Raw genomic sequence first — 13314 nt, forward strand, 5'->3', positions numbered from 1 at the left:
TTATGTCGGTCGGGGACGGCGGTCGGTTCAGGTCAGGTAGGGCTGCAGAGCTTCGTGCACGGCCTTGGCGAGGTCGACGGCACCCGGTGTGTCGGAGTGGACACAGATGCAGTCGGCCCGCATCGGGATGTCCTTGCCGTCGATCGAGGAGGCCACGCCCTCCCGGACGGCTCGGACGGAGCGCTCCGCGGCGTCGGCCGGTTCGTAGGCCACGTGCTCCCGGGTGATGATCAGCGAGCCGTCGTCGCGGTAGTCGAGGTCGGTGTAGTACTCGGCGATGAAGCCCTGGGACCGCTTGCCCCACACCGCCTCGTGCTGCGTGTTGGCCATACCCATCAGTGGGACGTCGAAGTAGTCCGCAGCGTTGGCGATCGCCGTGGCGACGTCCGCGTCGCGGGACGCGAGCCCGTAGAGAGCGCCGTGCGGCTTGATGTGGTTGAGCTGCATGCCCTCCGCGCGCAGGAAGCCGGTCAGCGCGCCGACCTGATAGGCGACGGTCGCGGTCAGCTCGTCGGCGTCCATCTTCATCTCACGCCGGCCGAAGCCGTCGCGATCCGGGAACGATGGGTGGGCGCCCACCTTCACCGAGTGCTCCTTGCAGAGTCGGACCGTCTTCTGCATGACGACCGGATCTGAAGCGTGGAATCCGCAGGCCACGTTCGCGACGGTGATGTAGGGCATCAGTCCCTCGTCGTCACCGCATTTGTAGATGCTGTAGGCCTCGCCCATGTCGCAGTTGATGGCAACCATTTCGGCGTTCCTCTCGGGTCAGGAGTGGGCGACCTTCGGCGTGTCGCCGTCCGGGTCGATGTAGATGTCGTCACCGTCGAGCTTGACCGGGTAGTTTGCCAGCTCGGAGTGGTCGGGGTTGATACCCCGACAGGTCGTGAGGTCGAACTGCCAGAGGTGGCTCCGGCAGGTCAGCTTGTTCTTCTCGAGCTCGCCCTCGACGAGCTCCACCTGCTGGTGGGGGCAGATCGCCTGGGTTGCGACCACCTCGCCGCCGTCGAGATGCGCGACGAGGATCTCCTTGTCGCCGACGTCGAACGACTCCATGTCGCCCTCCCAGACGTCGTCGAGACTGCACACGCGGACGAAGGCCATCGGTGCTCCCTTCTCAGAGGAACCGGTCGTAGAACAGGCGGTCGGCGTCGAGGCCACCTTCGAGTACGAGCGCCCGCGCGAGTGCGTCGGTCATCACGGGCGGGCCGGCTGCGTAGTACGTGGCGTCCGCCAGCGAGTCACCCAGCTGATCGACGACCACGTCGTGCAGGAACCCGCGGTGCGGCCCGTCGTCCCCGGTCGCGCCCGGGACGTCGTCGGACACGGCACGGTGGATGCGCAGGCGACCGAGCCGTCGCGCGGCGAGCTCGACGGCCTGCGGAACGTGCAGATCCTTCTCGGTTCGACCGCCGATGAACAGGTTGGCGGTCCAGGCACCCGCATCGGGCAGGGCCGCGACGCCCAGGATGATGCTGACCATCGCACCGAGCCCGGAACCCCCGCCGACGAGAACGATGTTGCGGTCGTTCCCCTCTCGCAGGTAGGCGTGACCGAACGGACCGTCGAGCTCGACCGTCGAGCCGCTCTCCACCTTGTCGAACAGCAGCGAGGTGGCCGCTCCGCCGGGTACGCGCTTGACCACGAACTTCCACGTCCTGTGGCAGTTGCCGACGTTGCTCATGGAGTACGCCCGCTCGACGTCGCCGTCGGGCAGTCTCAGCATGGCGTACTGGCCCGGCGCGAAGCTGGCGTGCTGGTCGGTCTCGAACACGAACTCGGACATGTCGTGAGTGAGTGGGTGGACTTCTTTCAGTGTCGCGACCTGCCGGGTCGGCCGGTGAGCCGTGACCGACTCGGGCACGGTCGCCTTGATTCGACAATCCGAGCGCGGCTCGTTCTGGCAGGCGAGCCGGCGCCCCTTGCGGCGGTCGCGGGGACTGAGGCCGGGTGCGTCCGGGCGACGGTCCGTGACCTCGCCGTCGAGAAGCTCGTAGCGGCAGCTGCCGCACGAGCCGCTGTTGCACTCGTAGCCCAGCGCGACCCCCGCGCGGAGGGCGGCACGAAGGATCGTGTCGCCCTCCACGCAGGAGAACTCGACGCCGGTCCCGTCCACCGACACGCGATATGCGGTGGGGGTCGTCATGGTGGGTTCAGACTCCGAGTCCCAGGTGCCGCTGGAATGCCTGCGTCGCGCTGATGGCGGTGCCCGCGGCCTCTGCGTTCTCGGCCAGCTCGTCGGCGTAGGCCCGAACAGCAGTCTCGGCCAGCGGCTGCCACTTGCCGACCCATTCGGTGAGCTGCGGGACGTTCGACTCCTCCTGGGACATGTGCGTCACGAGCGCCTCGGTCCAGCGGCGCGAACGCTCGGTGTCCCGGAGCGCCGCCTCGGACAGCAGGCCCAGCAGGGTGTCGCCGTGCCGACGCGCGCTGACGCCGAGCTGCCGGAACACGACCTCCTCTGCGGCGGGCTTCGCGACGATGTTGAGCGCGACGAAGGCCTCGGCCCAGTCGAACGTCGTCAGCTGACGTTCCATCAGCTCCCGGAATCCCTGCCAGGCCGGCAGGTCCTCCCAGTGAGAGCGCTCGCGCTCGCCGAACCCGGCTCCGGGATGCGAGACGCCCAGCTCGGCCGTGCGGTAGCCGACGTTGGTCAGCCATCGCAGCTGGTCGGCCGCCTGGAACGCCGCGCAGTTCGAGATGGTGCTGGCCGGCGCGATGTGCACCAGGTAGGCACTGGCCATCTGCATCGTGTGCAGCAGGTAGCGGCTGGGGGTGTAGAGCTGCGCGAGCGTCGCGACCCACTCCGGCGGGAGCCCCTTGTCGTGGCCCTCGGCGTTGTGCTGGTCGAGAAGCCCCTCGACGTAGGACTCCTGGCCGTCCTGGAGGATGTTGTAGGTGCGGTAGACCAGCTCGTCCGGGTCCCGGAACCCGTCCCAGTCCGAGTGCGTGATCGGGCTCTGGTTGCGGTACGTCCGGTAGTGGTCGGCCATCGGGCCGGTGTGCGCGACGTCCCACGGCTGCTCAGGATCGTCCGTGTGCCACAGCAGGTTGGTCGAGACGATCTCGTACTCACTGGGCTTACGGCGCCGCTTCTGGAGGTGACTCCACGTCTTGAGCGGCTTCAGCGGCGCGGTCATGCGGTGGCCTCCTCGGGGGCGGCGCCGTTCCCGGACGGGCGGCCCTTGTAGAACCGGACGGATTCGGTGCCGGTCTCGATCTGTCCGACGAACGAGGACATGTTCAGCTCGAGCTCCGACATGCGGAACGGGCGTCCGAGCTCCTCCTCGATCGTGCTGCGGCGCAGCATGCACTCGCCGCCCTCGACCTCGATGCGGACGTAGGAGCCGCGGTCGCGGACCTGGACCCGCTTGCCGGCGTTGTCGACTTCGACGGCCTGTGCCACAGCCCGGGCGATCTCACCCGACTGCAGGATCGGACCGACGGCGTTCTCGATGGTCATGGTCAACGCCTCACTCGAAGTAGAGCTCGATGCACTCGGTCGCCTCGAGCCCGGAGGCGGCGACCGTCATCTCGCGGGGGAAGGGATCGGCATTGCCCTGCTTGCGGACGCGGACCGTCTTGTCCGGCTGGTCCGGGACGTGGATGCCGATTGCGTTCACCTTGGCCGCGTCGGCGACCTGGTCCATCGTGTCCTCGCTGTCGACGGGGAGCAGCTTGATGACGAAGTCACCGTCGAAATGTGAGGCGAGAGGAATGAGCGACATGGTTCTCTCCGAGGTTCGTGGCGGGATCGTCGGCTATCCGACCGAGGCCAGCTGAGTGCGGTACGAGTCGAGCCACCTGAACCCGTGGGCGTCGTCGCCGCCGTCGCTGACCACGCCGAGGCCCATGTACTGGAGCACTCCGCCGAGGTCGGCCGGCTGGATGTCGCCGCCGAGGAACCGGTCGATCAGGTTCTTGTGGTTCCGGTAGCGCTGCGGGTCGTCCTCGAAGATCCACTTGTCGACCTCGGAGGCGAAGTGGTAGCGACGGCCCTCGTGCACGATGGAGATGTCGCGCAGGGTCTGCGACGGCGTCCCGACGATGGGCAGCTGAGAAACGTTGCAGATGACCGGCAGCGTGCCGGGCACGGTCTTGTCCCACCGGTCGTTGACCATGTTGTCGATGATCACGTCCCAGACCTTGCCGAACGTGTCGTTCCAACCCGGGTACTTCTGCTCGAGCCAGTCGCGCTCCTCCGGGCTGACGCCGGCGGCGGGGTTCCACCACAGGGTCGGGCGCCACGAGTAGGTGCCGAGCTGCTGGCCGTGGTGGTGCTCGGAGACGTCGCGCATGAAGATGTCCCAGTACCAGGGCTTGTCCAGGCCCAGGTCCTCGAGGGACTGCATGAACTGCGTGACGATCCACTCCTCCATGAACTCCTTGAACGACGCCTCGCGGACGTCGAGCGGGACGTAGTAGTCCATGGGGATGCCGGACAGAATGGTGAACAGCCGGTAGGAGCGCCAGAACGAGATGTCGATCAGCTTCTGGGCGTGCGCCTTCTGTCCGCTTTCGATGAGCATCTTCAGCAGCGGGGTGCCGAGCTGGGCGTGACGAGCCTCGTCGGACTGGATGCTCTGGATCAGCTTCGAGAACGTGTAGTCGCCGGCGTTCGCGGCGTCGCCGGACAGGCCGATGAACTGCAGGTTGGTGAAGCCGGTCTCGAAGGAGAAGTTCGCGCAGATCGCCGTCGAGATCGCGTCGCGGGTCATCAACATGTCGTCGAAGAAGTGCCGCGCGCCGAGCGTGACCCAGTTCTGGGTGTGCATGGACTCGTGGGCCCAGTCGAACTGGCGGTCCTTGTTCACGTACTCGTGCGGGAAGAACAGCTGCATCTGGCCGTGGCGGATCTCGTCGAGCATCCCGAAGATGGCCATGTTGCGCATGCCAGGGGCCTTCGACCACCGCGCGAACCGCGCTTCCTGGAAGGAGGCGTGGTACTCGACGACGGCGACCGCTGCGTAGTGCTCCTTGAGGATGGAGATCCAGCCCGGGTCGGCCTTGTTGTACAGGTCGGCGCGCTCGAGGGTCGCCTTCACGGAGTAGGCGCCGGCGTCCTTCTGCCGCTGGACGTCGACGTACTCCCGGTAGCTGATCTTGTAGGGCTCGTCGTAGGTGGACCACACCTCGTCCGGGATGCCCTGGCCGCCGCTCAGTTCCGGCGGGAACAGCTCGTCGGTCGTGACGTAGCGCGGGGTCCACTCGGTGTCGCGCGCGATGTCGTACCACTGTGCGCGTTCCAGCATTGCCATGGAGAGCTCTCCTTGGTCGGCTCGTCGGACTTGCGTGACAGCTCGGGTGGGCTCAGCTGCCGTGCTCGGTCCCCAGCGGGCCTTCGCCGCCGGGGTACACGAACGTCATCGATGGGGCGTAGAAGCCGAAGGTCACCTGCACCGGGTCGGCCGGCCGCAGCTGGTAGGTCGGGTGGTTCTCGTCGAGGAACTCGAACGAGAGGACCTCGAAGTTCTCGGCGACGTCGGCCACGTAGGCGTAGCGGCCGCTGATGAACTCGTCATCGCGGCGGGTGATGTAGCGCAGCTGTCCCGTCGCCCGTGGCGGGGTGCCGATCGTGCAGCGGGCCGTCGTCCTGATCACCGGCTTGCCGCCGAGGTGGGTTGTCGCGGTGAGGATGTCGCCGTCGAACGTCAGGGTCGTCTCACCGGGCTCACCGGCAGGGACGCCGTGCGCGCGGGCGTAACGGGACATGACCTCGGAGCTGTTGAAGTAGTGGGTCCACCAGCGGGCCGGGACGCCGGCTTCGGTGTCCAGCCCGGTCAAGTCCGACCCGAGGTAGGTCAGCGAGTAGGCACCGAACGCCTCGTCGCCGTCGGTGGCCGAGGTCTGGTCCGGTCCCTCGACGACGTACTGGTTGATGTAGCAGGTCCCTGCGGGCGTGAGGCCCTCGGGAACGAGCTTGGCGACAGCGTCCGGGTCCTCGGGGACCCAGACCAGGTACAGCGTTCGGGAGTTCGTGACCAGCTGCGGGGGATGCAGCGTCGTGCCCATGTGGCGCCTCCAGGCTCACCGTCAGATCCGGGGACCGGTCGTCCCGACGGGGCCGACCTGTGGCGAGCAGCTTCACGGGAGGCGGGTGCTGGCCGGTATGCGCAGAATGGACAACGACGGCCGGTGATGTGCGCCACCTCGGCGAGCGAGGGGCCGGTCCCGCAGCCAGCGGGTCCTTCGTGTTGTGTCCGCGTTACAGCTGGTCGCTGAGCTGGAGCGCGATCCAGAGCTCGGCCCGGGTCGACGGGTCGTCGAGGTCCCGCTCCAGGGCCTCGGCGACCTTGCCCATCCGGTAGCGAAGCGTGTGCCGGTGAACGCCGAGGGACGTCGCGGAGGCGTCCGACTGACCGTTGTGGGCGAGGAACGTCCGCAACGTGTGCCGAAGGTCGATCTTCGAGTTGCGGTCCTTCTCGGTCAGCGGAGCGAGCAGGGTTCGCGCCCACGTCCGGGCCTGGTCGGTGTTGAGATGACGCAGGAGGCCTGCGGTCGCGACATCACTGCCGTGCGCGAGATGCCCGGCGGTACCCGGTGCGCTGCTGAACACCGACCGCACCTCCCTCCACGCTTCGGGCAGCTGGGCGGCCGGCGTCGGATCGCTGACCGCCCCGCGGGCTCGCGGGATGCGGCGTACGAGGGACTCGAGCGTCCTGATGTCTCCCTCGGCGGGCGGCATCAGGACGACGACACGCCCCTTCTCGCGCTCGGCGACCAGCGCGCTGAGACATCGCAGACCGTGATCCCGTTCGGCATGATCGATCAGCTCGGCCTCGTGTCCGGTCGGCACGCCGAGGACCGCGACCCTCAGATCCCCTTCGGGAAAGTCGACGTCGAGCGTCTGCGCCGTCGCGGTGGCCATCGCGATGTCGCCCTCGATGGCGATCTGGAAGACGGCGAGTCGGTTGCGGCGCTGGACGTCCAGGACGCTGCGAGCGTTGTGCAGGTCGGCTGCGAGCAGCGATACGGCGGTCGTGACGATGGACTGCTCAGCGCTGCCGAGCGGAGTCGACCGTCCGACGGCGAGGAAGCCCCGAACGCTCCCGCGCACGACGAGTGGCAACAGGCCGACCGTCTCGCCGGCGACGGTGATGCTGAGGCTGGACGCCGCATTCGCGTCGCGCAGGCGCGGGAGGTCGATCCGGATCCGGTCGAGGTGCATCCGGCCGGCCGACACTCCGGCCCGGAGCGACCCCTGGTGGTCGAGCAGCAGCACCCACGCTCGGACGGCCTTGGCCAGACGATCCACGATCGCCCGTGCGGCGTACGGCGACAACGACGCGCGCGTCAGGTCCCGCTGTGCCGCGACGGCGAAGTTCAGCTCCTTCTGCCGTTCGTCGTAGATGCCGTCGGCCACGGCCCGGCTGACCCGCGCGAACTGGGTCTCCGGAGGGACGGCCATCAGCGCCATGTCGGCCTCGCGTGCCGCGCCGGCGAGCGGCTCGGGTACTTCGGGGTAGTAGGAGCTCACACCGAACCCCAGGGCAGCGGCCCCGGAATCGACCAGGCGGCCCACGTACTGCTTCCACGAGGTCGTCGCCCCGGAGATCCGCGAACCGGTCGTGAGCACGATCTCCCCGCCGTCGAGATAGGGGCGGGGATCCGGCAGCTCGCTGATCAGCGCCCAGCTCAGCGGCGCGCGGAACGCCTTCGGGGAACCGCTCACCCGTTGTAGCTTGAAGTCCGGCCGGTCGAGCAGGGTCTGGGCAGTGAGCGGCATGGATGCCTCCCGTTGGCCGCGCCCGGGCTGAGCACAGCTGTGATCGGCCGACCGGGCACGGCCACCATGATGAGGAGGAGGAATCTACTCGTCATCGCCACGGAGCTGGGCTCGTCGATGGTCGTCGAACCCCACCGGAGCGTCGCACGCCACAGCAATGCGCATGCTGGACAACCGGCCGGGCCGCTGTGTACAACGCGCGCACATCGGACCGGCTGCCGAGCGACGACGATGTCCACTTGTCCGCATGCGCGAGAGAGAGGAGGTGGCGGTGTCGGCGATCGTCGCCACCACGGAGTCCGAGGCCGACAGGCCGCGTGTCACGTACCGGACCGCAGGTGATCACGCGTTGCTCGTCGAGTACGGCGACGAGTTCCCCGTCGACCTCGGTGTGAACTTCTTCGTTCACGCGACCGCGCGCCACCTGGACAGCCATCCCGTTCGCGGTGTGCTCGAGCTCGCTCCCGGACTGCGGTCGTTGCTCGTCTACTACGACCCCACGGTGATCGGCCAGGCCGACGTCGTCAGCGCACTGCGGGAACTGCACCGCGAGATTCCCGAGCCTGCGTCGATCGTCCTGCCCAGCCGCCGTCTACGGCTGCCCGTCGCCTTCGACGACTCCACATCACGGGACGCCGTGGACCGCTACCGGATCACGACCCGACCGGACGCTCCGAACGTCGTCGAAGGCAACAACATCGACTACATCGTCCGGTACAACGGTCTCTCCGGCCGGGAAGCACTCTACGAGCGTGTACTCGACTCGGAGTGGTGGAACGCGTTCACCGGCTTCTACACCGGGCTGCCCTCTCTGCTGCCGCTCGATCCCCGGTCGGAGATCGTTGCCCCGAAGTACAACCCGGCCCGCACGTGGACCCCGGAAGGCGCCGTGGCGATCGGCGGCCCGTGCGTCGTCATCCATCCCATCGAGTCCGCGGGCTCGTACCAGATCTTCGGACGAACGCTGCCGGTGTCCGATCTCGTCCTCCGGGCGCGCTCCCACCGGGTCGACCCCATTCTGGTCCAGCCAGGTGATCGGATCTCGTTCTATGCGGTGAGCGAGTCGGAACTGCTCGACCTTCGCCGGCGTGTCTTCGAGGGCCGCTACGACTACGAGATCGAGCCGGGCCAGTACGCCGTCGCGGACCATCTGACCACCTCGTCCGACCCCCGGGTCGCCGTGGAGGCGGAGCGTCGTCGCGCGGACAGGCGGGCTGCGCGCGAACTGGCGAAGATCCCGTGAGCCCGACGTCGATGCCGGGAGCGACACCGGCCCTGGAGATTCTCGAACCCGGTCTCGAGACGACCGTCCAGGACTACCCCGGGCGCGTCGGACGGCAGGCACTGGGCTTCTTTCCTTCCGGCCCTGTCGACCACCTCGCGTTCCGCGTCGCGAACCGGCTGGTCAGCAACCCACCCGGAGCCGCAGCACTCGAGATCCCGCTGGGCCGGTTCCAGGCGAGCGTCATGTGTCCGGGGCTCGTGGCGGTCACCGGACCCGACACGACCATCACGCTCAACGACGAGCCGATCCCCCAGTGGGAATCGGTCCCCGTCGTCACGGGTGATCTCCTCACCTGCGACCGGATCCGCGGGCCGGGGCACCGGCTGTACCTGGCGATCGCCGGCGGGATCGCCGTACCCGAGGTGTTCGGGTCGCGTTCGACGTTCCTCGTGCCCGGCATCGGGGGCTACAACGGTCGCGCGCTCGAGCAGGCGGACATCCTCGATGCGGAGATCCCCGGACGACGGCCGCCGACGCGGCGCCTGCCGACATCCCTGCGGCCGGCCTACACCGACCAGTGGGACGTCGAGGTGGTGCGGGGTCCCCACGCAGACCCGGACTTCCTCACCCCGGGTGACATCGACGTGCTGTTCGGGTCGTCGTGGCGGTGCGATCTCAACTCCGACCGTGTGGGAATCCGCTTCAACCCCCATCGATTCGAGTGGGCCCGCGAGTCGAGCGGTGTCGCCGGCGGGCACCCGTCGAACCTGCTGGACAACAGCTACCCGCTCGGCGGGATCCTCGCCTACGGCGACGTCCTCACCATCCTCGGACCGGACAGCAACACCTCCGGAGGGTTCGCCGTCGTCGCCACCGTCGCGCAGGCAGCCCTCTGGAAGGTCGGGCAGTTCCGCCCCGGACGGGACCGGGTGCGGTTCCGCGAGGTCGACCTCGAGCAGGCCGGTGCTCTGGCCCGGCACGTCGCACACGTCCTCGACGACCGGCACTTCGAGCGCGCATGACCGAGACGCACGGTTACTGCACGCTGTGCCGCTCACGATGCGGCGCGATCTACACGGTCGAGGAAGGGGTCCTGTCAGGCGTCCGTCCGGATCCCGACCACCCCACCGGCGGAGCCCTCTGTCCGAAGGGGCGAGCCGCCCCGGAAATCGTCCACAGCGATCGCAGGCTCACTCGGCCTCTGCGCCGCACCACGCCGAAGTCGGACCCGGATCCGGGCTGGCGTGAGATCTCCTGGGACGAGGCTCTGAGCGAGATCGCCACCCGGCTCGACGGGATCCGGTCGCAGGAGGGCCCGGAGCGGGTCGCCTTCTCGGTGACGTCCCCCAGCGGGACGTCCATGTCGGACTCGATCGACTGGGTCGAGCGGTTCATCCGACTGTTCGGCAGTCCGAACACCTGCTACTCCACAGAGATCTGCAACTGGCACAAGGACTTCGCGCACGCCTTCACGTTCGGGACGGCACTGCCCACACCGGACTTCGCCGGGACGGATCTCGCCGTCCTCTGGGGACAGAATCCGGCGAAGACCTGGCTCGCCCAGTCGTCCGCCCTCGCCGAGGCGCGGCAGCGCGGCGCACGCCTGGCCGTCGTCGACCCGACGGCCTCAGCCAGCGCCGCAGGCGCAGAACACTGGCTCCGGGTCCTCCCCGGCACCGACGCGGCGCTGGCACTCGGCATCGCTCACCGCCTGATCGCGCGCCGCGGGCACGACGAGTCGTTCGTCCGCTCGTGGACGAACGGCCCGCTGCTCGTCCGGCAGGACACCGGCCGGCTGCTCACCGCCGCCGAGATCGCCCAGGAGGCGACCGGATTCGTGGTCTGGGACGAGACGTCCGGTCGCCCCGAGACGACCGACGACCTCCGCGACACGGGCCGCGCGGCGCTGTTCGGCACCAGGCGGATCCGGCTGGCCGACGGACCGGTCGACTGCGCGCCGGCATTCGACCACTACGCGAGAGCCTGTGCTGCCTGGCCGCTCGACCGGACGTCGGACGTCACCACGGTCGCGGCGGACAGCATCGAGGCACTCGTCGAGGATCTCTCGGCCTCCGATCGGATCGCCTACTCGATCTGGTCGGGTCTCGGGCAGAGCGCGAACGCGACCCAGACCGACCGAGCCGTGGCCACGTTGTTCGCACTGACCGGCTGCTACGACGCGCCCGGCGGCAACGTCGTACTGCCTCGCCAGCCGGTCAACGCCGTCACGAGCCCGCAGCAGCTCGGCCCCGATCGGATCGCCCGCGGACTCGGCATCGAGCGGTTCCCCATCGGGCCTCCGACGCAGGGCTGGATCACCGCGCGCGACCTGTGCGCTTCCGTCCTCGACGCCGAGCCGTACCGGGTCCGAGCGCTGGTCTCCTTCGGCGGGAACCTGCTGCTGTCCCAGCCCGATCCGCGGCGGACCGCCGAGGCCCTGCGCCGGCTGGACTTCGCCGTCCACACCGACATGTTCCTCAACCCGACCGCGCAGCTGGCCGACATCGTCCTCCCGGTGACGAGCCCGTGGGAGCACGAGGCGTACCGGGCAGGTTTCGAGATCACTCGCGAGGCCCAGGAACACATCCAGCTCCGGCCACGGATGGTCACCCCGGTCGGCCAGAGCCGCCCGGACACCGACATCGTTTTCGACCTCGCCTGCCGGCTCGGCCTGGAGGGCGAGTTCTTCCACGGGAACGTCGAGGCCGGGCGGAATCACCAGCTCGCTCCGCTCGGCCTCACCATCGACGTCCTCCGTGCAGCCCCGGGAGGCGTCCGCAGGCCACTACCGACCGTGCACCGCAAGTATGCCGAGCCGGGCGACGGGCCCCGACCGACCGGATTCGCGACCCGGACGGGGCGTGTCGAGCTCTACTCCGAACTGTTGCTCCGGCACGGTCACTGCCCCGTTCCCGAGCACCGGGACCCGGCCGAGGACGCGCGGTTCCCGCTCGTTCTGACCTGCGCGAAGGTCGGGCACTTCTGTCACAGCCAGCACCGCGGCATCAACTCGCTGCGCAGCCGATCACCCGCACCGACGGTGCGGCTCGGCACGGCTCTGGCGGAGGCCCGCGGTATCGCGGACGGAGATCTCGTCGAGATCCGCACCGCGCACGGGCGTGCCCGGATGTCCGGTCGGGTCGACGAGGCACTTCATCCGCACGTCGTGGTTGCCGAGCACGGCTGGTGGGAGGAGAACGCCGACCTGTCCCTGCCCGGCTCCGATCCGACCGATCCGAAGGGCAGCAACTACAACCTTCTCGTCGGCGACGACGAGCGCGACCCGGTCAGCGGCTCGGCCCCGATGCGCTCGACCCGGTGCGAGATCGCCCGGATCGATACCGGCGCGTGGTCCGGCACCCGTCGTTTCACCGTCTGCGGACGCACGACGACGGCCGGAGACGTCACCGTCCTGCGGCTGCGTCCGACCGACAACGGCGGCCTGCCGACGACGCGGCCGGGACAGCACGTCACCGTGTCCACACCGTCGGCTCCACAGCAGGCGCGCAGCTACTCGCTCGTCGGCCCGGCCGTCGAGTCACCCACCGAGCTCGCGATCGCCGTCCGCGAGATTCCTGACGGCCGCGTCTCCCGACTGCTGTGCGCCGAAGCCGACATCGGATCCGAGTTGCTTCTCATGACGCCGGGCGGGTCGTTCACCGTTCCCGTCCGGCACTCGCGCCCGGTGGTGCTGATCGCCGCCGGGATCGGCCTGACGCCGTTCCTGGGGTACCTCGAGACTCTGGCCGCGGACGGGCACGACATCCCCGAGGTATGGCTGCACGCCACGAACCGAACGCGGGAGGCCATCCCGTTCCGCGGTCGTGTCGCGGAGCTCGAGGCCTCGATCCGCCGGTTGACGGTGGTGCACCACATCAGCTCGGCGGAAGAGCCGACCGGGGGTTATCGGGCCGGCCGCTTCACGGCCGCGCAGGTCGCCCGGCACCTGATCGACGCCCGAGCCCTGTTCTACGTCTGCGGCCCCGCCCAGATGATCGCCGACGTGACCGGAGGGCTCGTCGCGCGTGGGGTTCCGCGCGCCGACGTCCGGGAGGAGAGGTTCCACGTCCCCCGTCCACCGCTCGACGACGTCGCGCCCGCCACGGTCACGCTCGCGCGAAGCGGCATGGAGCTGCGATGGACGCCGGGTGAGGGGTCGCTGCTCGACCTGGTCGAGGCGGCCGGGGTCTCGGTGACCCACGGCTGCCGGGTGGCGCAGTGCGAGAGCTGCGCCGTCACGGTGCTGCAGGGCGAGGTGCGCACACTGGTGGAGCCACCGGTCCCGCTCGACGGCGCGTGCCTGACCTGTCAGGCGATACCACAGGGCGACCTGGTCCTCGACCTGTGACGTCGCGCCACCCGG

General features: G+C 69.0%; 12 protein-coding genes. 3 read left to right on the top strand and 9 right to left on the bottom strand.

The features are described 5' to 3' along the window. Window positions 1-27: 27 nt before the first annotated feature. From pxpA to EV378_RS07270, 9 genes are all read right to left on the bottom strand, one after another. A complete protein-coding gene (gene pxpA / locus EV378_RS07230) occupies window positions 28-750 on the bottom strand; it encodes a 5-oxoprolinase subunit PxpA (protein ID WP_132422011.1) in 723 nt (240 codons plus the stop codon). An 18-nt stretch (window positions 751-768) separates the two neighbouring features. Then, the gene (locus tag EV378_RS07235; RefSeq protein WP_132422013.1) at window positions 769-1104 is read right to left on the bottom strand and encodes a Rieske 2Fe-2S domain-containing protein; all 336 of its coding nucleotides are present in this window, start codon (window positions 1102-1104) and stop codon (window positions 769-771) included. Window positions 1105-1117: 13 nt separating this feature from the next. Next, entirely contained in the window at window positions 1118-2146 is a 1029-nt protein-coding gene (locus EV378_RS07240; RefSeq protein WP_132422015.1) for a 2Fe-2S iron-sulfur cluster-binding protein, read from the bottom strand. A gap of 7 nt (window positions 2147-2153) precedes the next feature. Continuing rightward, window positions 2154-3140, bottom strand: a complete 987-nt coding sequence (locus tag EV378_RS07245) for an aromatic/alkene monooxygenase hydroxylase subunit beta (protein WP_132422017.1) — start codon at window positions 3138-3140, stop codon at window positions 2154-2156. Continuing rightward, on the bottom strand, window positions 3137-3463 hold the full coding sequence (locus EV378_RS07250; protein WP_132422018.1) for an MmoB/DmpM family protein: 327 nt from the start codon (window positions 3461-3463) through the stop codon (window positions 3137-3139). Before EV378_RS07250 ends, EV378_RS07245 begins: the two co-directional genes overlap by 4 nt. A gap of 10 nt (window positions 3464-3473) precedes the next feature. Continuing rightward, window positions 3474-3728 carry a toluene-4-monooxygenase system B family protein gene (locus EV378_RS07255; RefSeq protein WP_132422020.1) on the bottom strand — a complete coding sequence of 85 codons (255 nt, stop codon included), beginning with the start codon at window positions 3726-3728 and terminating at the stop codon, window positions 3474-3476. Window positions 3729-3761: 33 nt separating this feature from the next. Continuing rightward, window positions 3762-5258, bottom strand: a complete 1497-nt coding sequence (locus EV378_RS07260; protein WP_132422022.1) for a YHS domain-containing protein — start codon at window positions 5256-5258, stop codon at window positions 3762-3764. A 52-nt stretch (window positions 5259-5310) separates the two neighbouring features. Further along, window positions 5311-6012 (bottom strand): hypothetical protein, encoded by a 702-nt coding sequence (locus tag EV378_RS07265; RefSeq protein ID WP_132422024.1) that lies wholly within the window; start codon window positions 6010-6012, stop codon window positions 5311-5313. 193 nt (window positions 6013-6205) lie between these two features. Then, on the bottom strand, window positions 6206-7726 hold the full coding sequence (locus EV378_RS07270; protein WP_132422026.1) for a PucR family transcriptional regulator: 1521 nt from the start codon (window positions 7724-7726) through the stop codon (window positions 6206-6208). Between the two features lie 247 nt (window positions 7727-7973). Here EV378_RS07270 and EV378_RS07275 point away from each other — a divergent pair, with 247 nt between their 5' ends. Genes EV378_RS07275 through EV378_RS07285 form a run of 3 tightly spaced genes read left to right on the top strand, consistent with a single transcriptional unit; the run spans window position 7974 to window position 13299 of the window. Then, window positions 7974-8969: a carboxyltransferase domain-containing protein gene (locus EV378_RS07275; protein ID WP_132422028.1), complete on the top strand. Its 996-nt coding sequence runs from the start codon at window positions 7974-7976 to the stop codon at window positions 8967-8969. Continuing rightward, on the top strand, window positions 8966-9973 hold the full coding sequence (locus EV378_RS07280; protein WP_207908590.1) for an acetyl-CoA carboxylase biotin carboxylase subunit family protein: 1008 nt from the start codon (window positions 8966-8968) through the stop codon (window positions 9971-9973). The genes EV378_RS07275 and EV378_RS07280 overlap by 4 nt, the downstream gene beginning before the upstream one ends. Then, entirely contained in the window at window positions 9970-13299 is a 3330-nt protein-coding gene (locus EV378_RS07285) for a molybdopterin-dependent oxidoreductase (protein ID WP_132422030.1), read from the top strand. The genes EV378_RS07280 and EV378_RS07285 overlap by 4 nt, the downstream gene beginning before the upstream one ends. The last annotated feature ends 15 nt before the right edge of the window (window positions 13300-13314 follow it).

The sequence above is a fragment of the Pseudonocardia endophytica genome, from assembly GCF_004339565.1.
Taxonomy (GTDB): Bacteria; Actinomycetota; Actinomycetes; order Mycobacteriales; family Pseudonocardiaceae; genus Pseudonocardia; species Pseudonocardia endophytica.